Origin of the sequence: Campylobacter sp. RKI_CA19_01122 (genome assembly GCF_025771325.1) — a bacterium.
GTDB classification, from domain to species: Bacteria; Campylobacterota; Campylobacteria; order Campylobacterales; family Campylobacteraceae; genus Campylobacter_D; species Campylobacter_D lari_D.
Genome location: NZ_JAKMPZ010000005.1, coordinates 79811 through 98129, shown reverse-complemented (window position 1 = coordinate 98129; position 18319 = coordinate 79811). Strand labels below are relative to the sequence as shown.

At 28.7% G+C, this 18319-nt stretch carries 22 protein-coding genes; 20 read left to right on the top strand and 2 right to left on the bottom strand.

Annotated elements, in window-relative coordinates; translation table 11 throughout:
• Positions 1 to 20: 20 nt before the first annotated feature.
• A complete protein-coding gene (locus L8U37_RS04140) occupies positions 21 to 2384 on the top strand; it encodes a tetratricopeptide repeat protein (RefSeq protein WP_263728663.1) in 2364 nt (787 codons plus the stop codon).
• Here L8U37_RS04140 and miaA read toward each other — a convergent pair.
• Complete coding sequence (gene miaA / locus L8U37_RS04135) at positions 2367 to 3251, bottom strand: tRNA (adenosine(37)-N6)-dimethylallyltransferase MiaA (protein WP_263728661.1); 885 nt, start codon at positions 3249 to 3251, stop codon at positions 2367 to 2369. The two genes, L8U37_RS04140 and miaA, sit on opposite strands and share 18 nt — an antisense overlap.
• Positions 3252 to 3320: 69 nt before the next feature.
• On the opposite strand from miaA, the gene mqnP reads away from it, so the two are divergent.
• The 19 genes from mqnP (at position 3321) to trxB (ending at position 16475) form a co-directional block, all read left to right on the top strand.
• Entirely contained in the window at positions 3321 to 4196 is an 876-nt protein-coding gene (gene mqnP, locus L8U37_RS04130) for a menaquinone biosynthesis prenyltransferase MqnP (protein WP_263660452.1), read from the top strand.
• Positions 4193 to 4690 (top strand): hypothetical protein, encoded by a 498-nt coding sequence (locus L8U37_RS04125; protein WP_220566541.1) that lies wholly within the window; start codon positions 4193 to 4195, stop codon positions 4688 to 4690. The genes mqnP and L8U37_RS04125 overlap by 4 nt, the downstream gene beginning before the upstream one ends.
• Positions 4683 to 5204, top strand: a complete 522-nt coding sequence (locus tag L8U37_RS04120; RefSeq protein ID WP_133319486.1) for a DUF6115 domain-containing protein — start codon at positions 4683 to 4685, stop codon at positions 5202 to 5204. Before L8U37_RS04125 ends, L8U37_RS04120 begins: the two co-directional genes overlap by 8 nt.
• A gap of 9 nt (positions 5205 to 5213) precedes the next feature.
• Complete coding sequence (moaA, locus tag L8U37_RS04115; RefSeq protein WP_263660453.1) at positions 5214 to 6182, top strand: GTP 3',8-cyclase MoaA; 969 nt, start codon at positions 5214 to 5216, stop codon at positions 6180 to 6182.
• Complete coding sequence (locus L8U37_RS04110) at positions 6182 to 6931, top strand: 7-carboxy-7-deazaguanine synthase QueE (RefSeq protein ID WP_263728660.1); 750 nt, start codon at positions 6182 to 6184, stop codon at positions 6929 to 6931. Before moaA ends, L8U37_RS04110 begins: the two co-directional genes overlap by 1 nt.
• Complete coding sequence (locus L8U37_RS04105; protein WP_263728658.1) at positions 6928 to 7512, top strand: 6-pyruvoyl trahydropterin synthase family protein; 585 nt, start codon at positions 6928 to 6930, stop codon at positions 7510 to 7512. The genes L8U37_RS04110 and L8U37_RS04105 overlap by 4 nt, the downstream gene beginning before the upstream one ends.
• Entirely contained in the window at positions 7512 to 7712 is a 201-nt protein-coding gene (locus L8U37_RS04100) for a cytochrome C (RefSeq protein ID WP_133319490.1), read from the top strand. Before L8U37_RS04105 ends, L8U37_RS04100 begins: the two co-directional genes overlap by 1 nt.
• Positions 7712 to 8122, top strand: coding sequence for a hypothetical protein (locus L8U37_RS04095; RefSeq protein ID WP_220566545.1), 411 nt, complete (start codon positions 7712 to 7714; stop codon positions 8120 to 8122). Before L8U37_RS04100 ends, L8U37_RS04095 begins: the two co-directional genes overlap by 1 nt.
• Positions 8122 to 8784 (top strand): 16S rRNA (uracil(1498)-N(3))-methyltransferase, encoded by a 663-nt coding sequence (locus L8U37_RS04090; protein ID WP_263728657.1) that lies wholly within the window; start codon positions 8122 to 8124, stop codon positions 8782 to 8784. Before L8U37_RS04095 ends, L8U37_RS04090 begins: the two co-directional genes overlap by 1 nt.
• A gap of 77 nt (positions 8785 to 8861) precedes the next feature.
• The gene (gene rpmE, locus L8U37_RS04085; RefSeq protein WP_039664588.1) at positions 8862 to 9062 is read left to right on the top strand and encodes a 50S ribosomal protein L31; all 201 of its coding nucleotides are present in this window, start codon (positions 8862 to 8864) and stop codon (positions 9060 to 9062) included.
• Positions 9062 to 9880 carry a 16S rRNA (cytidine(1402)-2'-O)-methyltransferase gene (rsmI, locus tag L8U37_RS04080; protein WP_263709212.1) on the top strand — a complete coding sequence of 273 codons (819 nt, stop codon included), beginning with the start codon at positions 9062 to 9064 and terminating at the stop codon, positions 9878 to 9880. Before rpmE ends, rsmI begins: the two co-directional genes overlap by 1 nt.
• Before the next feature lie 19 nt (positions 9881 to 9899).
• Positions 9900 to 10580: a 23S rRNA (guanosine(2251)-2'-O)-methyltransferase RlmB gene (gene rlmB, locus L8U37_RS04075; protein WP_263709213.1), complete on the top strand. Its 681-nt coding sequence runs from the start codon at positions 9900 to 9902 to the stop codon at positions 10578 to 10580.
• Positions 10573 to 11445: a hypothetical protein gene (locus tag L8U37_RS04070; protein ID WP_133319495.1), complete on the top strand. Its 873-nt coding sequence runs from the start codon at positions 10573 to 10575 to the stop codon at positions 11443 to 11445. Before rlmB ends, L8U37_RS04070 begins: the two co-directional genes overlap by 8 nt.
• Positions 11439 to 12245 carry a hypothetical protein gene (locus tag L8U37_RS04065; protein ID WP_263659525.1) on the top strand — a complete coding sequence of 269 codons (807 nt, stop codon included), beginning with the start codon at positions 11439 to 11441 and terminating at the stop codon, positions 12243 to 12245. Before L8U37_RS04070 ends, L8U37_RS04065 begins: the two co-directional genes overlap by 7 nt.
• Positions 12246 to 12257: 12 nt before the next feature.
• On the top strand, positions 12258 to 13460 hold the full coding sequence (locus tag L8U37_RS04060) for an LL-diaminopimelate aminotransferase (RefSeq protein WP_220566550.1): 1203 nt from the start codon (positions 12258 to 12260) through the stop codon (positions 13458 to 13460).
• Position 13461: 1 nt separating this feature from the next.
• Complete coding sequence (locus L8U37_RS04055; protein WP_220566551.1) at positions 13462 to 14715, top strand: homoserine dehydrogenase; 1254 nt, start codon at positions 13462 to 13464, stop codon at positions 14713 to 14715.
• Positions 14715 to 15053: a YraN family protein gene (locus L8U37_RS04050; RefSeq protein WP_133319499.1), complete on the top strand. Its 339-nt coding sequence runs from the start codon at positions 14715 to 14717 to the stop codon at positions 15051 to 15053. Before L8U37_RS04055 ends, L8U37_RS04050 begins: the two co-directional genes overlap by 1 nt.
• A 51-nt stretch (positions 15054 to 15104) precedes the next feature.
• On the top strand, positions 15105 to 15419 hold the full coding sequence (gene trxA / locus L8U37_RS04045) for a thioredoxin (protein ID WP_039619298.1): 315 nt from the start codon (positions 15105 to 15107) through the stop codon (positions 15417 to 15419).
• A 117-nt stretch (positions 15420 to 15536) separates the two neighbouring features.
• Positions 15537 to 16475: a thioredoxin-disulfide reductase gene (gene trxB, locus L8U37_RS04040; RefSeq protein ID WP_263728656.1), complete on the top strand. Its 939-nt coding sequence runs from the start codon at positions 15537 to 15539 to the stop codon at positions 16473 to 16475.
• 19 nt (positions 16476 to 16494) lie between these two features.
• On the opposite strand, the gene L8U37_RS04035 is transcribed toward trxB, so the two are convergent.
• Positions 16495 to 18276, bottom strand: coding sequence for a PhoX family protein (locus tag L8U37_RS04035; protein WP_263728654.1), 1782 nt, complete (start codon positions 18274 to 18276; stop codon positions 16495 to 16497).
• Between the last annotated feature and the right edge of the window lie 43 nt (positions 18277 to 18319).

The following is an 18319-nucleotide window of genomic DNA, read 5'->3' as shown; positions in this document are numbered from 1 at the left end:
ATATTGCTATAATCACGCTCATGATAAGGATTTTATTTTTATTATTATTAAGCATAAATTATATATTTTCTTTTGAAGTTATTGTTAATAAAGGGGAAGAACAAAATCGTCCCTTTACACTTTTGCATTTAAAAGATAATAAAGATTTTACTTGCAAGAGTATTTTTGAATTTGAAAAAACTCATTTTGAGTGTAATGTTTTGGGCGTTAGTAATATGCAATTTCAAAATAAAGAATTTGATGATTTTACAATTTATTTTGAAAAACACCAAACTTTTTTGACAATTAAAATATATCCTAAAATTTTAGCTAAAATGTTTAATTATTCTCAAGATATTTTTAATGCTAAAGAAATTCAAAGTCAAAATGGAGATACTTCTAAACATTTTGTGTTTATTTTTACTAAGGATTTAAGGTATTATAAACCTAGCGATGGACTTGATTTTGATATTTATTTTGATGATGCATTAATGCCTTATATTGGAGCATTGGATTTAAATTCTAATCCTATGGAAACTTCAAAAAGTGCAGATTTTAATGCTTATTTTAATATCAAACAAGAATATGAAGCTAAAAAATACGATCAAGTTTTACGAGATGCCGTTAATGCTATTAAGCGTTATCAAGGTAGTGTATTTATGAATGAATTTGAGCTTTATAAATTAAGAGCGCAAAATAAGCTTTACACTTATGAGCTTGATAAAGATCAGCAAATTTTAGAGCAAATGCTAGATGATGCTAAAAGATGGGTGAGAACTTATATTAATGATAAAGATTATACGGAAGTAATGTATATCATGATGAGAGTTTATATGGGCTTATCTCAAAGATCTAATGTCGATTATATTATTGATACTTTAAGTACTGAGCATAAAGATGATAAATATACCATAATTGCTTTACTTGATTATGCAGATTATTTGTATCATTTGGGTAAAAAAAATATAGCAAATAATATTTATCAAGATGTATATTATTCTACTCCGAATGCAGATTTAGCTAGTAGAGCTGCTTTATTTTTGTCTAAAAATTATTTAGAATCGCAAAATACAAAAGAAGCCAAGGAGTTAGCAAGTAAAATTTTAGAGTCAAATCCTGAATTTTTTATGAGTGATTTAGAAAATTCTTTATCCTTAGCTAAGGCTTTTAGTAATCATAGAATTTATGATTTAAGTTCTAAAATTTATGAGTATATTTTTACGCATTTGACTAAAGTCGATAAAGAATATGAAAGAGTATTAAAAGATCTTTCTTTGGCTTTGTTAAATGCAAATGAGCATACTAAAGCTCAAAAGTATTTAGATCTTTACACAGAAGATTTTCCTTTGGGTGAATATGTGAGTTTAATAAAAGAAGCTCAAGATAAAAATTTCTTATATTTAAAAGATAATAATGCAAGTTTTTTACATCAAAGATATGAAGAGATCATGCAAAAGTATGCTGGAGAAATTTCTAGTATGGCTTTATTTGATAATGTGAGATTATATTTTCAAGAAAAAAATTATGAAAAAGTTGTAAGTTATCAAAAAGACATAGAAAAATATTCCAACAAAGAAATCAAAAATCTTTTAGAACAAGCTGCTATTTTAGTTTTAGAACAAAATTTAAAAAATGATGAGTGCTTAGCTGCTGTTAAAATATATGATGATTTTAAGGTATATGATGTGGGAAATAAAATACAAAATAAAAAACAAATGCTTGAATGCTTTAAGCGTACTACTCGTATAGAAGAAGCTAAAAAATATATAGTTGAAAATGAAAATGATGATATTATTTTTTATAAACTCCAAAGTGCAGATTTGGCGCTTAAAGATAAGCGTTATCGTTTTGTTGTAAAAACAATTAATGATATTTTAAATACAAGAACTATTATTAGCGATGATGAAAAATTTGAAGCAAATTATATTAAATTTTTTGCTGAACTTAAATTGCAAGATTATAATGCTATGATAAGAACTTTGCAAAAACTAGAGCAATTTCCTATGAATTATCGTATGGTGGAATTATATTATGAGTTTTTGCGTTATTGTGAAAAAAATAATTTTCTAACAAGTATTTTAACTTATGCTCCAAAGGCTATTGATTACCAAAATTTAAAAGGAGTAAATCTTTTTAGTCCGGATTTAGAATTTATCTATATTAAAGCCTTAAAACAAAACAATCAAGCTCAACAAGCCTTAACTTTGTTTAAAGATTTACTTGCTAATCCTTTAAAAGACGATGAGCGCGCAAGAGCTTTTTATATGCAAAGTAATATTTATGAAGATTTAAAAGATGTACAAAATCAAAAGCAAAGTTTGCAAAATTGTATAGATATTAACACAACAAGCAATTGGCAAAATTTATGTAAAGATAAATTAAATGTCTTAAACACTCAGCCTTGATGTTTTTTTTAAAATATAAGCTTTTAAATTTTCATAAGCGTTTTGAAAAACTAAAATTTCTTTGTTGAATTTTTTATTAAAAGTTCTTTGTCTTTTGGCAAGTTGTCTTGTGTGAATGATGATGAGTTCTTCAAGCTCGTTTAAATTTATTTTTTTATCTAAAAAATCTTTACATTCTTTTAAGCCTATGGAATTTAGTGCTTTTAAATGATGATCGTAGTTACTATATAGCATTTTAGCTTCATCTATTAAACCCTCATCAAGCATATTTTTAGTGCGTTTAATAATGCGTTTTTCCAAAAGATCTTTTTGCCAAGAAATTTCAAAAATATCAAGTTTTTTAATTAAAGCTTCTTGTTTTGTTTCTTTTAAAACTTCGCTTGGGATTTTATTAGTTTGCTCATAAATTCCAAGCCATTTTTTTAAGCGATAGGCGTCGTTTTTTTCTATTTTGGCATGTGGATCAGTTTTTATCATTAAATGATAAATTTCATCATTACTTAGCGTGCTTTGACTTTCTTTGAAATTTTCACTCAAGCCATCCATTAAAGCTTTTAAATAAAAACTAGTTCCACCTGTGATGATAAGCATTTGATCGTTTTTTTGTGCAAAAGCTTTTGCTTTTTTATATTCTTCAAAAAACAAAGCGATGTTAAAATGCTCATTGACATTTAATAAATTTATGCCAAAATAATCAAGCTCATCTAAGGTTTTTTGCTCTGTTTTGGCTGAAGCGATGTTGATTTGTTTATACACACAAAGACTATCAAGGCTTAAAATACTTGCATTAAATTCATAAGCTAGTTTGTTAGCAAGTTCTGTTTTGCCACTTGCAGTAGTTCCAATAAGAGCAAATTCAAAAAACATTGTAAAAATATCCTAAATTTAAAATTATTTTAGTAAAATCATAACAAAAATATATTATAAAGAGAAAAAATGCCTTTATTAAAAGAAAAATTAAAAGATATTTTGGACTTGATTGTTTTTAAGCATTCTATTTTTGCTTTACCATTTTTGTTTGTTTCTATGATTGTAGCTTCTGTTATTTTAAATGATAGCACTTGGTTTGGTTTTAAAGCTTTGTTTTTGGGTGTTATTTGCGCGGTAAGTGCAAGAAATTTTGCAATGGCAATCAATCGTTTGATGGATGAGGACATTGATAAAAACAATCCAAGATGTGCAAATAGACCTAATATCGATGGTCGTATAGGTAAAACTAGCATTTTACTTTTTATTATTTTAAATGCTATTATTTTTGTTTTGGCAAGTTATTTTATCAACAAACTAGCCTTTGCTCTTTCTTTGCCGGTATTGTTTATTTTAGCTATTTATTCAGCCTTTAAAAGATTTTCATCCCTAGCGCATTTAGTATTAGGATTTTGCTTAGGACTTGCTCCTATTGCAGGCAGTATTGTGGTTTTGGGAAGTATTGAAATTTATAGTGTTATTTTGTGTTTGGGTGTTACTTTTTGGACAGCTGGTTTTGATTTACTTTATGCTTTGCAAGATATGGAATATGATAAAAAGACAGGCTTGCACTCTATACCTGCTAAATTTGGGCTTGAGGCAACCTTATTTATCTCAGCATTTTGTCATGTTTTAGCAGTGCTTTTTTGGTTTTTATTTGTTTGGGTAGCTCCAACAGGAAATATTGCATTTTTAGGTGTGATTGTTAGTGCTGTTATTTTATTTTTTGAGCACCGCATTGTTAGAAAGAATTTTGCAAAAATTGACAAAGCATTTTTTACTTTAAATGGGTATTTAAGTATAGTGTTTTTTATTTTTATATGGGTTGATCTTTTATGGAGATGAAATTTTTTAAAAGTTCTTTGGAATTAGAATTTGAAGAGAGCACAGAAAGATATGAAGAGTTTTTGCAAGAATATGTTTCAAGTAATAATTATGTCAATTTAAGCAAATGGAAAAAGCTTGCTTCAAGGGTAGAATTTAGCGAGGGTGAGCAGTTGATTTTTGATTTGCTTATGGATTTAAAGCAAGAATTGTATTTGATAAAAAATGATATTAATAAAACAAAATTATTTGTTAATTTAAAATATAAATCTTTTGTGATTGGGGTAAATTTTACACATATTCAATTTAAAGATAGGTGTTTAATGCAAGATGAAGATTATTATGCTAGATTTAATTTAAATGGTCAAAAAATTAGTATTTTTTTTAAAGCATTAAATGAGAATGAAGCAAAAATCACGCAAATAAAAGCAGAAGATGAGCTCGTGTATGATAATTTTGTAGCAAATATGCAAAGAGCAATGATTAAAATTTTAAAGGAGCAAGAAAATGGATAGTGATTTATTATTGTGGCTAGTTGTAGCTTTATTAATTTTTGCTATGTTTGCTTATATGATGATTAAAGAAAAAGAAAGTATTGTTAAGATTAATGAGCTTGGTAAAATGATAGAAGATTTAAATAAACAATATCATTATTTAAAAAAAGAAAGTTTAGATGAGCAAGAGCAAGAAAAAGAAGAAATAGACACTGAAGCCATAAGAGAAGAATTAAAAGAAGAACTTTTGCAGGTGCTAGAACAAAAAATCAATCAAAATATTATTCCTATTTTAAGTGCTTTAAAAGAAGTAGAGGAAGTAATTGAAGAATTTCAAAGTGAGCAAAAAAATCGTTTATTAAATTTAGAACAAAAAACCCAAAGTATTACAAAATTAAGCCCAAGCTATGATAATGAAGAGCAAAAAGTTATCGAACTTTTTAATCAAAAAAAATCCATAGAGCAAATTGCCAAAGATTTGCGTATAGGTATGGGCAGGGTTGAGCTTATTTTAAAATTTAATAAATTATTATAAAGGCCTTTGATGTTAGTAGATAGCTATGGAAGAGTGATTGATTATTTAAGAATTTCAGTAACACAAAGATGTAATTTTCGTTGCCTTTATTGTATGCCAAAAACTCCATTTGAATGGAGTGCTAAGGAAAATCTTTTATCATTTGAAGAACTTTTTATGTTTGTTAAAGTTTGTATTGATGAAGGAGTTAAGAAAATTCGTATTACAGGCGGTGAGCCTTTAGTAAGAAAAGATTTGCATAAATTTATTGCTATGATTAGTGAGTATAAGCAAGATATAGATCTAGCGCTTACTACTAATGCTTCTTTATTAAAACAACAAGCAAAGGATTTAAAACAAGCGGGCTTAAAAAGAATTAACATCTCTTTGGATACTTTAAAAGAAGAAGTGGCCTTTAAATTAGCTCAAAAAAACATACTCAAAGATGTGTTAAATGGTATTAATGAGGCTTTAGAATTAGGTTTTAATATTAAGTTTAACACCGTAGCGCTTAAAGGGATTAATGATAGTGAATTTATCGATCTTTTAGAATTTGCCAAAGCACGCAAAAGCCAAATTCGCTTTATAGAATTTATGGAAAATTATCATGCTTATGGAGATTTAAAAGGCTTAAAATCAACAGAAATTTTAAATATCATTGCTCAAAAGTATTCTTTTAAACAAGGACAAAAAAGTCCAAATGCACCTGCGACTATTTATGAACTTGAAGATGGGTATGAGTTTGGCATTATTGATCCACATAGCCATGATTTTTGTGATAGTTGTAACCGTATAAGGCTTTCAGCCGAAGGGCTTTTAATACCTTGTTTATATTATGATGAGGCTTTAAGCATTAAAAAAGCTATACGCAATAAAGACATAGCAAGTGCTTGTGAAGTTTTAAAAACCGTGATAAAAAATAAATCAGAAAAAAATAGATGGGCAGAAAATGATGCCAATCAAAGTTCTACAAGAGCCTTTTATCAAACAGGTGGATAATGGAAGTTGTTGAAACTTTTTTAAGCTTGCAAGGTGAGGGAAAATATAGTGGAAATTTGGCTATATTTGTAAGATTTGCCGGGTGTAATTTTAACTGCGCAGGCTTTGGAATAAAAAAAGAAAAAGATTCTAAAATACTTTTGGGCTGTGATACTATAAGAGCTGTTTTTACTAAAGAATTTAAAACTTGTTATAAAACATATACTTCAACAAAGCTTTTTGATGAGGTTTTGAAGCTAGCAAATTCACGCAAAGTTATAGTTGTAATTACAGGTGGTGAGCCTTTGTTAAATTATCAAAATAAAGATTTTTTGTGTTTTATTAATTTACTTTTAGAAAATGATTTTATGGTGCATTTTGAAACGAATGCAAGTATTGAAATTGATTTTGAAAAATATCCTTTGTATAAAAAATGTTATTTTGCTTTAGGAGTAAAGCTTAGCAATAGTGGTGTAAAAAAAGAAAAAAGAATTAATGAAAAAGCTTTGAAAGCTTTTAAAAATTATGCTAAGGAAAGTTTTTATAAATTTGTTTTGGATAAGGATTTTTTACAAGAAAATAAAGCCTTAAAAGAAATCAATGAAATTTTACAAGTTTGTAAAAATGATGTTTTTTGTATGCCTATGGGGTCAAATGAAGAAGAAATTTCCAAAAACGCCTTAAGTGTTGCTGAATTTTGTATAAAAAATGGATATAATTACTCCGATAGATTGCATATTAGAATTTGGGGAGATAAAGAAGGCGTATGATTATTAGAAAAATGTTTGAATTTGAAAATGCTCATATTGTTAGATTTTGTAGCTCCAAGCGATGTAAAACAAGCATACATGGCCACTCTTATAAGGTAGAAATTTTACTTGAGAGTAAATACCTTGATAATGCTGGAATGGTGTATGATTTTGGTTTGTTAAAAGATGAGATAAAACAAATTATTGATAGTTTTGATCATGCTATTACGCTTTTTAAAGATGATGATAAAGCTTATTTAGAAGATATGAAAAAGCACTCGCAAAGATGGGTGAGTTTACCTGTGAATGTAAGTGCGGAAAATTTTGTACGCATATTTTTTGTACTGATTGATACTTTGCTTTTAAAGACTAAGATGGTCAATGGTGAGCAAGGTGTTAGTTTAAAAAGCATTATTGTGCATGAAACAAGAACAGGTTATGCACAAGGTTTTAGAGAAGATGCTTATAGTGAATTTTTACCAAAGATTGATTTGGCAGATATTGACTTTTCACAAGCTATAAGAGATGAATGGAAAAATAAAGATTTTTTTGAAAAACTTCAAGATGTAAATTTTGTTTTTATCAATCAAAAGGAGGTGTAATGAAAAAGATTTTATTGATTGTGCCAATATTGCTTTTTATGGCTTGTTCAAATCAAGAGAATAAAAATATAAAAAAAGAAATACAAACCGAGCAAGTTCAGATTGAACAAAGTGATTCTAATGTCATTATAGATGATGAAACACTTCCTATACCTGTTGATGATGATATACAAGATGAAAATAATACACAAGGACAATAATGGATCAAAGTTATGAATTTTTTTTAGCATTGCATGTGTATAGTTTATATACAAATGGTTTTTTAATGTTGTTTTATTTGTATTTGACTCAAAGTAACTTCTCACAAGAATTTATCTTTATAAAAAGAATTCGTCTATTTTTGCCAATTTATTATTTGTTTTTAGCAATTACACTTTTTACTGGAAGTTTGTTATGGGCTTTAAAGCATTTTGAATTTAATTTCTATGTGCTTTCTATGTGGTTTTGTTGGATTTTGATTTTTGCTTTGGCTATTTATCAATTTGTTTTATTTAAAAAAGCAAGATTGTTTAAACGCTATGCTAAATTTAGATTTTTAAGTTTTTTTATTTTGTGTTTAGGTATATTCTTACTTTTTGTACCTTATTTACTTAAGAGGTTTTATTTTTAATGCAATTTTTATATCACCCACAAAGTGGTACTGCAAGTTTAGAGCTAGAAAATGAAGCCTTTTTGCACTTAAAGGCTCGAAGAATTAAAGTGAGTGATAAAATTATATTAAAGAATTTGAAAGATTTTTATACTTACACTTATGAATGCATAGAGCTTTCTAGACGCTCTTGCGTATTAAATTTACTTGACAAAAAAGAAGAAAAACAAGAATTAAAAACATATATACATTTAGCTTTGGCGGTGATTGATCCAAAGGTTATAGAAAAAACTTTACCTTTTTTAAATGAACTTGGAGTAGCAAAACTTTCTTTTGTGTATATGGAATACTCGCAAAAAAATTTTAAATTAAATTTTAAAAGAATGGAAAAAATTCTTATAGAATCATCCCAGCAATGCGGTCGTGCTTCTTTAATGGAACTTGAAAGTTTTGATGACTTTAAAAAATTTCAGCAAGCTTATGAAAATATTGTTTTGATAGATTTTGAAGGTGAAGATTTGATGAATTTTGATCCCGGTAGGTATGTATTTTTGGTTGGCGCTGAAGGCGGATTTTCGCAAAAAGAAAGAGAGATAAATATAAAAAAAGCAAAATTACAAGCCAACTATATACTTAAAGCACAAACAGCACTTATAGGGGTTGCTTCAAAATTTATAATTTAAAAGCATGCTTAAATTTAGCTATTTTTTATATAAAAATATATATAATTACGCCTTAATGTTTTGAAAAAGGATAAACAATGAAGAAAGAAATTCATCCAGAATATGTAGAGTGTAAAGTTAGTTGTGCTTGTGGAAATTCTTTTACTACTAAGTCAAATAAATCAGAAATCAAAGTTGATATTTGTTCAAGCTGCCACCCATTCTTTACAGGTAGTGAAAAAATCGTAGATGCTGCGGGTCGTGTAGAGAAATTTAAGAAAAAATACGCAATGCAATAATGTTATATTTTATTCCTACGCCCATAGGAAATTTAAACGATATTTCTTTTCATTCTTTAGAAATTTTACAAAAATGCAAGCTCTTTTTATGTGAAGATACAAGAGTTTGCAAATCTTTAATTCATCTTCTTAATGAAAAATTTAATTTAGAAATAAAGCCTGATAAATATATAGCTTTACATACTCATAATGAAAAAGATTTTTTAACAAAAATAGATGAGGATTTTTTTAAGCAAGATATTGCATATTTAAGTGATGCAGGTATGCCAGGTATTAGCGATCCGGGGCAATTTTTAATCGAATATGCTATTAAAAACAATATTGACTATGAAGTCTTAACAGGATCAAATGCTGCTTTGCTTGCATTGGTTTCAAGTGCATTTTGTAAAAAAGAATTTATTTTTATGGGTTTTTTGGCCAATAAAAATCCTCAAAGACAAAAAGATATTGAAAATTTAATGCTTAATCCTTATCCTAGTATAGTTTATGAAGCACCCACTAGAATACTTAATTTAGTAGAAGAAATTAGTAAAATTGATCCTTTAAGAGAAATTTTTATCATAAAAGAAGCAACAAAGAAATTTGAAACTAAATTTAGAGCAGAAGCTTTAGAGGTTTTGGAAAAATTAAAAACAATGGATTTACGCGGTGAATGGTGTGCAGTGGTAAATGCTAAAGAAAAGCAATTTCATCAAAACACCTTGTGTGAGCAAGATATTTATGAGCTTGATTTATCTTTAAAGGCAAAGGCAAAACTTCTTTCGAAAATCAATGCAAAATCTCCAAAAGAAAATTATCAAAAACTGCTTTTAAGTTGAATTTGGTTATTATTTAAAAATGATAGTTTATGGTAAGCAAGTGTTTTTTTATATCTTAGAAAAGCATGAAGAAAAAATTAAAGAAATTTATTTGGCAAAAGAATGTGAAAAAGCTGATTTTTCAAAAATAACAAGGGCATCAAAAAAAATTAAAAAGCTTGATTTTAAAACCGCACAAAGCTTAGCAAGAGGTGGAAATCATCAAGGTTTTTTAATGGAAATTGATGAATTTGAATTTAACTCTTTTGAGAGTTTAAAAGAAAAAGATTTTATAGTTATTTTATATAATATTAGCGATGTTGGAAATATAGGTGCTATCGTGCGTAGTGCTTATGCTTTAGGTGCTGATGGGGTTATTTTGGTAGCTAAAAGCGTGGCTATGGATGGAGTTATTCGTGCAAGTAGTGGAGCAGCTTTAGATATGAAAATAGTCTTAAATGATGATATTTTAAGCATGATAAATGAGTTAAAACAAAAAGGTTTTTATATCTATGCTAGTGCAAGCGGAGGTAGTGATATACATACTATCAAGGCCAAAGATAAAAAAGTTTTGATTATGGGAAGTGAAGGTTTTGGTATAGCGCCAAAGGTACTTAAAAAATGCGATGAGTGCGTAGGTATAAAAATGCACAATGATTTTGATAGTTTAAATGTTAGTGCAGCATTTGCAATACTTTGCGATAGGATGAAAAATGGATAGTTGGAAAAAATTAGAAGATTTAAATTTGTTAGAAGTTCAAAAAAGAACACAAATAGAAATAGCTTGTCTTGAATATATCATTAAGAAAGATTTTAAGTCTTTATCTCGCTTTAATGTAAATGGCTTTATTAAAATTTTACAAAGAGAGTATGAGCTTGACTTTTCTAATTTTTTAGAAGAATATCATGTCTATTTAGAAGAAAATGGTATTGAGAAAAAAAATCATGTGCATATTTCACCTAGAATGAACTCATATACCAAAGAAAGCTCAAGTGTATGGTATATTGTGATTATAGTAGTAGTACTTTTGATAGTAGCTTTGGCCTGGGGTGTTTCAAGATTTTTTCAAAGTTCTACTTTAGATGAAAATACCACCAATGTATTAAATCAAGAGCAGGTTGTTTTAGAAGAAAAAGTTGATGAAAATGAAACACCAGTTCTTAATTTTTTTGCTGATGATGCTATGGAAAATAATGAAACAAACGCGACTATTTTAGAACCAATAAGCGAGAACAATAATACAGAAAAAACATTAGAAGATAATGCTAGCTCAAATATGCCTGAAGAAAATATCATTTTACTCAATGAAAGCATTATAAAACCAAGTGCAGAGCTTTGGCTTGGTATGGTGGATTTAAAAACTTTTAGAAAGAGCTCTTTAACTATTAAAAATGATTATGTTTTACCTTTGGATAAAGATATGTTAATTACCACAGGCCACGCTGCTTTTAGCTTAAACGATGAAAATAATAATACTTTAGAGTTTAAAAACGGTGTGTCTAAATTTTTAATGATTAAAGATGGTAAAATCAAACAAATTACAAAAGCTGAATTTATCAAAGAAAATAGAGGAAAATTATGGTAAGAATTTTAATATTTTCCATTTTTTTTACTCTTAACGCTTTTGCACTAAGTGCTTTAGAAGTTGCAAAACATATTGTTAATGATAATTCTAAAGATGCAAAATTAGAGCTCTTGTTTGCAAGGAATGATTATAAAGATGAACGCGGAAATGTAGATATTTACACTATTTCTCAAATTTTAAAAACTAATTCTTTGGCAAATTTTATATTAAATGAGCCAAAAACTCTAACTTTTAGTTTTAAAGCTCAAGCTGATTCTGTTTTATTTTTTAAAACTATTAATGATACTTTAAACGAATTAGGCTATGTGTATTTTATACCAACTGAATTAACTTTAAGGGAAAATTATATTACCTATAAGTTAGCTGTAGATTCTCAATATATGCTTGATCCAGGAGTTTTCTATAAAGCCTTGTTATCAAGCTCTGTTTTTATTAAAGATATTTCTAAAATTTCAGAATTAAATTATGAGTATGAGCTAGATTTTTCAAAAGCAAAACCTAAAGTTAATACTCAAATTCCACTAAATACCATCACTCAATTAAATAAGCCTTTAAGGGAATATATTGTTGATTTACAAGGAGCAAAAAGCATAGAGCTTAGTGCGCACAATCTTGATTCTTGGTTTTGTAAAATTCAATTTTTAGATAAAAATTTAAATTTTATTCAAGGTATAGAAAACACACACAAACAAAATGAAATTAATATAAATATCCCATTGGGTGCAAAATATGCTATCATTGGCGATATGTTTAGCCTTGATAACATAAAAAGGGGTTTAAAGATTTACTTAAGACGCTAAAAAGGATGGAAAATGTTTGAAGAAATTCATTTTAATACCATAGAAAGACTTCCAAATTATGTTTTTGCTGAAGTTAATGCGATTAAAATGGCAGCAAGAAGAGCAGGGGAGGATATAATAGATTTTTCTATGGGAAATCCTGATGGTAAAACTCCTCAACACATTATAGATAAACTTTGCGAAAGTGCAAATAAAGAAAAAACTTCTGGTTATTCTGCTTCGAGTGGAATTTATAAACTAAGACTTGCAATTTGCAATTGGTATAAAAGAAAATACGATGTTGATTTAGATCCTGAAAGTGAAGTAGTTGCAACGATGGGCTCTAAAGAAGGCTTTGTAAATTTAGCAAGAGCCGTTATTAATCCAGGAGATGTAGCTATTGTACCTACACCCGCTTACCCTATACACACTCAAGCTTTTATCATAGCAGGTGGTAATGTAGCAACTATGAATTTTGATTTTAATGAAAATTATGAATTAAATGAAAATACTTTTTTTGAAAATTTACAAAAAACACTACATGAAAGTATTCCGCGTCCAAAATATGTAGTAGTAAATTTTCCGCACAATCCTACAACAGTCACTGTGGAAAGAAGTTTTTATGAGAGATTAGTTGCAATGGCAAAAAAAGAAAGATTTTATATTATTTCTGATATTGCTTATGCAGATTTGACTTTTGGTTCTTATAAAACCCCTTCTATTTTTGAAGTTGAAGGTGCTAAAGATGTAGCGGTAGAAACTTATACACTTTCAAAGTCTTACAATATGGCAGGTTGGCGTGTAGGTTTTGTAGTGGGTAATAAACGCTTAATTGCGGCTTTGAAAAAAATCAAGTCTTGGTTTGATTATGGTATGTATACTCCTATACAAGTTGCTGCTACTATAGCTTTAGATGGAGATCAAACTTGTGTTGAAGAGATTAAGGCAACTTATGCAAAAAGATTAGAAGTCTTGCTTGATTCATTTTTTCAGGCAGGATGGGAGCTGAAAAAACCAAATGCAAGTATGTTTGTTTGGGCAAAACTCCCTCAAAGTAAAGCTCACCTTGGAAGTATGGAATTTTCTAAACAGCTTTTGCAAAAAGCAAATGTAGCGGTAAGTCCTGGAGTTGGTTTTGGTGAAGCGGGTAATGAGTATGTTAGAATAGCTTTAATAGAAAATGAAAACCGCATTCGTCAAGCAGCAAGAAATATAAAAAAATATTTAAGAGAATAAAATGAAAATCGCAATTTTGGGATATGGTACGGTAGGAAGTGCTGTTGTAGAAACTTTGTTAAAAAATCAAGATTTAATCAAAGCAAGATGTGATGAAGAAATTATTCCAGTAATTGCTTTGGCAAGAAATCCAAAAACAAATGCGTTAATTCCTGTGGTAAATGATATTGATGAGGTTTTAGAGCGTGAAGATATTGATGTATTTGTGGAGTTAATGGGTGGTATTGATTTACCCTTTGAGATAATTTCAAAAATTTTAAAAAGAAAAAAAGCAGTGGTAACTGCTAATAAAGCTTTGCTTGCTTATCATCGTTATGAGCTTGAAAAATTAGCACAAGATACAGCTTTTGGTTATGAGGCGAGTGTGGCGGGTGGAATTCCTATTATTAAAATTTTAAAAGAGGGCTTGAGTGCTAATAATATTGTTTCTATTAAAGGCATTTTAAATGGCACAAGCAATTATATTTTAAGTAAAATGACCGAAGATAATACCAAATTCCAAGAGGTGTTAAAAAAAGCACAAGATTTAGGATATGCTGAAGCTAACCCCACTTTTGATATAGAGGGTTTTGATGCAGCACATAAACTTTTGATTTTAGCAAATATTGCCTATGGATTAAGAGTAAAACCTGAAGATATTTTGATTGAGGGTATTAGCAAAGTAAGTAATGAGGATATTTATTTTGCAAAAGAATTTGAATATACCATAAAACACTTGGGTATCGCTAAGATTAAAGATGAAAAAATAGAATTAAGAGTTCATCCTACCATGCTTAGCAAAGATAAAATACTAGCAAAAGTTGATGGGGTAATGAATGCTATTAGTATTGATGGAGATGTATTGGGTGAAAGTTTATATTATGGCCCAGGAGCAGGTGGCAGGGCAACTGCAAGTGCTGTTATAGCTGATTTAATCGATATAGCAAGAAAAGAAAAAAATAGTGCTATTTTTGGGTATTTAAATGATACTTCTTATAAACTTTTAAGTAAAGATGAAATTTATACAAGATATTATTTAAGATTAAAGGTATTAGATAAAATAGGAGTTTTATCAAAAATCACACAATTAATGAGTGAACATCAAATTTCAATCGATACTTTCTTGCAAAAGCCTAAAAAAGAAAAGCAAGATTATAGCACTTTATTTTTCATCACTCATCAAACTTATGAAAAAAATATACAAATTTTAACTCAAAAGCTTAGAGAACAAGAATTTGTAAAAGATGATGTTTTTATGATGAGAATAGAAGAGTAATGGCATTATTTGAATATCTTTTTGGTAAAAAAGGAGAAGAGTTAGCGTGTGAATTTTTAAAAACACAAGGATTTGAAATTTTAAAAAGGAATTTTTATTCTAAATTTGGAGAAATTGATATTATTGCTAAAAAAGATAAAATTTTACATTTTATTGAAGTTAAAAGCACGCAAGGTGATTATGAGGTAGAATATAGATTGGATAATAAAAAATATAATAAAATTATTAAGACTATAGAATATTACTTTATGAAACATAAAAATGATGAAAATTATCAACTAGATTTACTTTGCGTATATAAAGATGATATAAAACTTTTAGAGAACATTAGTTATTAAGGGAATGTTTATTCTATTTTAATAGAATTTGAAAAAACAAAGGAGAAAAAAATGGGAAAATATATTGATTTAACTACAGAAAATTTTGCACAAGCAAAAGAAGGTGTAGCTTTAGTAGATTTTTGGGCTCCATGGTGCGGACCTTGCAGAATGCTTGCACCGGTAATTGATGAGCTTGCAAATGATTTTGATGGTAAAGCTAAAATTTGTAAAGTAAATACAGATGAGCAAGGTGATTTGGCTGCACAATTTGGTGTAAGATCTATCCCAACTATCATTTTTTTTAAAGATGGTGAAGTGGTTGATCAACTAGTTGGTGCTCAATCAAAACAAGCTTTAGCAGATAAACTAAACTCACTTTTATAATCTTAAGCCACTTTTTGTGGCTTTTCTTCATATTTTTTACTATTTAATAATTTTTATTATTTATAATTAAAGAAAAATTTGTATAATACTTATAAATAAAACTATAAGGAAAATATCATGTTAGATTTAGCTATTATAGGTGGTGGACCTGCAGGTTTGAGCGCAGGTTTATATGCTACAAGAGGTGGATTAAAAAATGTTGTAATGTTTGAAAAAGGTATGCCTGGTGGGCAGATTACTTCGAGTTCAGAGATAGAAAATTATCCTGGAGTTGCTCAAGTTTTAGATGGAATTTCTTTTATGGCTCCTTGGAATGAACAATGTATGCGTTTTGGTTTAAAACATGAGATGGTAGGTGTTGAGCAAATTAGTAAAAATTCTGATGGAAGTTTTAATATAAAATTGGAAGGCGGTAAAAACGAACAAGCAAAAGCAGTTATTGTTTGCACAGGTTCTACTCCGTGTCGTGCTGGTTTTAAAGGCGAGGATGAATTTTTTGGTAAAGGTGTGAGTACTTGTGCAACTTGCGATGGCTTTTTTTATAAAAATAAAGAAGTGGCTGTTTTAGGTGGGGGAGATACTGCTTTAGAAGAAGCTTTGTATCTAGCTAATATTTGTTCGAAAGTGTATTTAATCCACAGAAGAGATGAGTTTAGAGCAGCACCTTCAACAGTTGAAAAAGTAAAAAATAATGACAAAATAGAATTAATCACAAATGCGGTTGTTGATGAGGTTTGCGGTGATAATATGGGTGTTAATAAAATTAAAATAGCATTTAATGATGGTTCTAAAAGAGAGCTTGATGTGCCTGGAATCTTTACCTTTGTTGGATTAAATGTAAGAAATGAAATTTTAAAACAAGACAATGGTGAATTTTTATGTACTATGGAAGAAGGTGGTCAAGTTAGTGTTGATCTTAAAATGCAAACCAATATAGCAGGGTTATTTGCAGCAGGTGATTTAAGAAAAGATGCTCCAAAACAAGTAATATGTGCAGCAGGTGATGGAGCGGTTGCAGCGCTAAGCGCTTTAGCTTATATTGAAAATTTACACTAGAATTTCTAGTGTAAATTGATTAACTTCCAATAACTCCGCCATCAATTTTACTTATTGCTATTATACTTGATCTTGGTGTTTTGCCATAAGGAAATTGACTGCCTTTTAATTTCTCTCCTGGATGTTGAATTCCAACAAACATAGTTTTATAATCTTGACTAAAAGCAATTCCTGTTATTTCGCAAGCTATTGGTCCTGTTAAAAATCTTTTTATTTCCCCTGTTTTTGGATTAGCTGCTAACATACAATTATTTCCCATGCCTTCAAATTCTTCTTGATTAGAATAGTTTCCATCAGTTTGTATCCAAAGGCGACCATCTCTATCAAAACTTAATCCATCGGGGGAATTAAATTTATTATTACTTGTAATGTTGTTTGAGCCTTTATTTAAACTTGTTTGATTATCAGGGTTTCCTGCAAGTGCAAAAATTTCCCAAGTAAATTCATCATCTTTATGAGAATTTTTATGCTCCCATTTAATTATTTGTCCATAAATATTTTTTGTTCTTGGGTTTGCTGGATTTGGGTTATTATTTTTTTTATTGTTTGTTAAGGTAGCAAATACTTCTTTTGAGCCACTTTCTTTATGGCTTGCTATCCATTCACATCTATCCATAGGAGTTGCATTTACAATAGTTCCAGCAATTCTAGCATTGATTAACACATCTGCTTGAGAGTTAAAACCATTTTCTTTATTAAGGTTATTTTTACCATATTCTAACTCAATCCATTTTCCACTCCCTCTAAAATCTCCTATTTTTCCATTAAATTGTGCTACATATAAGGTTCCTTCATCTAAAATTTTGCTAGTATCTAGACCTTTTTTATATTTATGTTTGCTTATAAATTTATAAATAAATTCATTGGCTTCATCATCTCCCATATAAATTACAACGGTTCCATCATCTTCTACAATTAATTCTGCATTTTCGTGTTTAAATCTTCCAAGAGCTGTTCTTTTTATAGGTATGCTGTTTGGATCAAATGGATCAATTTCTACAACCCATCCAAATTTATTTGCCTCGTTTGGATTTTTACTTAAATCAAATCTTTCATCAAATTTTTCCCACCCATATTGACTTTGAGCTTTAAATCCAAATCTAAGTTGCTCTTTTGAAAATTTAATTTTTTCATCTAAACTTCCAAAAAAATCATTTATATTTTCTTCGCAAGTAAGATAAGTCCCCCAAGGTGTTTTTCCATTGGCACAATTATTTAAAGTTCCATATATAAAATTTTCATTTTGAAGTACTTGTTGTTTTGCTGGACCACTAATGCTCATTTTTGTATTTGCATCGATTCTGCGATTGTATTTAGAATCAAGCACCACAGACCATTGATCTTTTTCTTTTTTTATTTCAAAAATGCTCACTCCTAAATTTGCTTGTTCATATAAAATATCTTCTAAGTTAAGATTTTTACCTTGATGTTTAAACATAATTTCAGGATTTATATATTCATTATTAATAGCTAGTATAGCCCTATCTTTTGAAAGAGGAAAAAAACTCATACCATCGTTATTGTCTCCAAAAGTTAATTTAGCATTTTCCACAGCTTTTTTATCGATATTTTTTTCTTCATCATAAATAGATGCTTTGCCAAAAAGAGGATCGCCCCATGAGATTAAAATATCTGCTTTGTAGTCATCTGGTACGATAACTTTATCTTCTGTGCTAGCAGGTATTTCTTTAAAATTTAGCAAATCTTTATCTTTTAATAAACTTGCATTTAAATTTGAGCTAGCAAAAAATGCTACCATAGAACCCAAAGCTGAACCTTTCAAAAATGTTCTTCTTTTCATAAAACTCCTTTTAAAAATGTGTTATAAATTTAAAGTTTTTTGG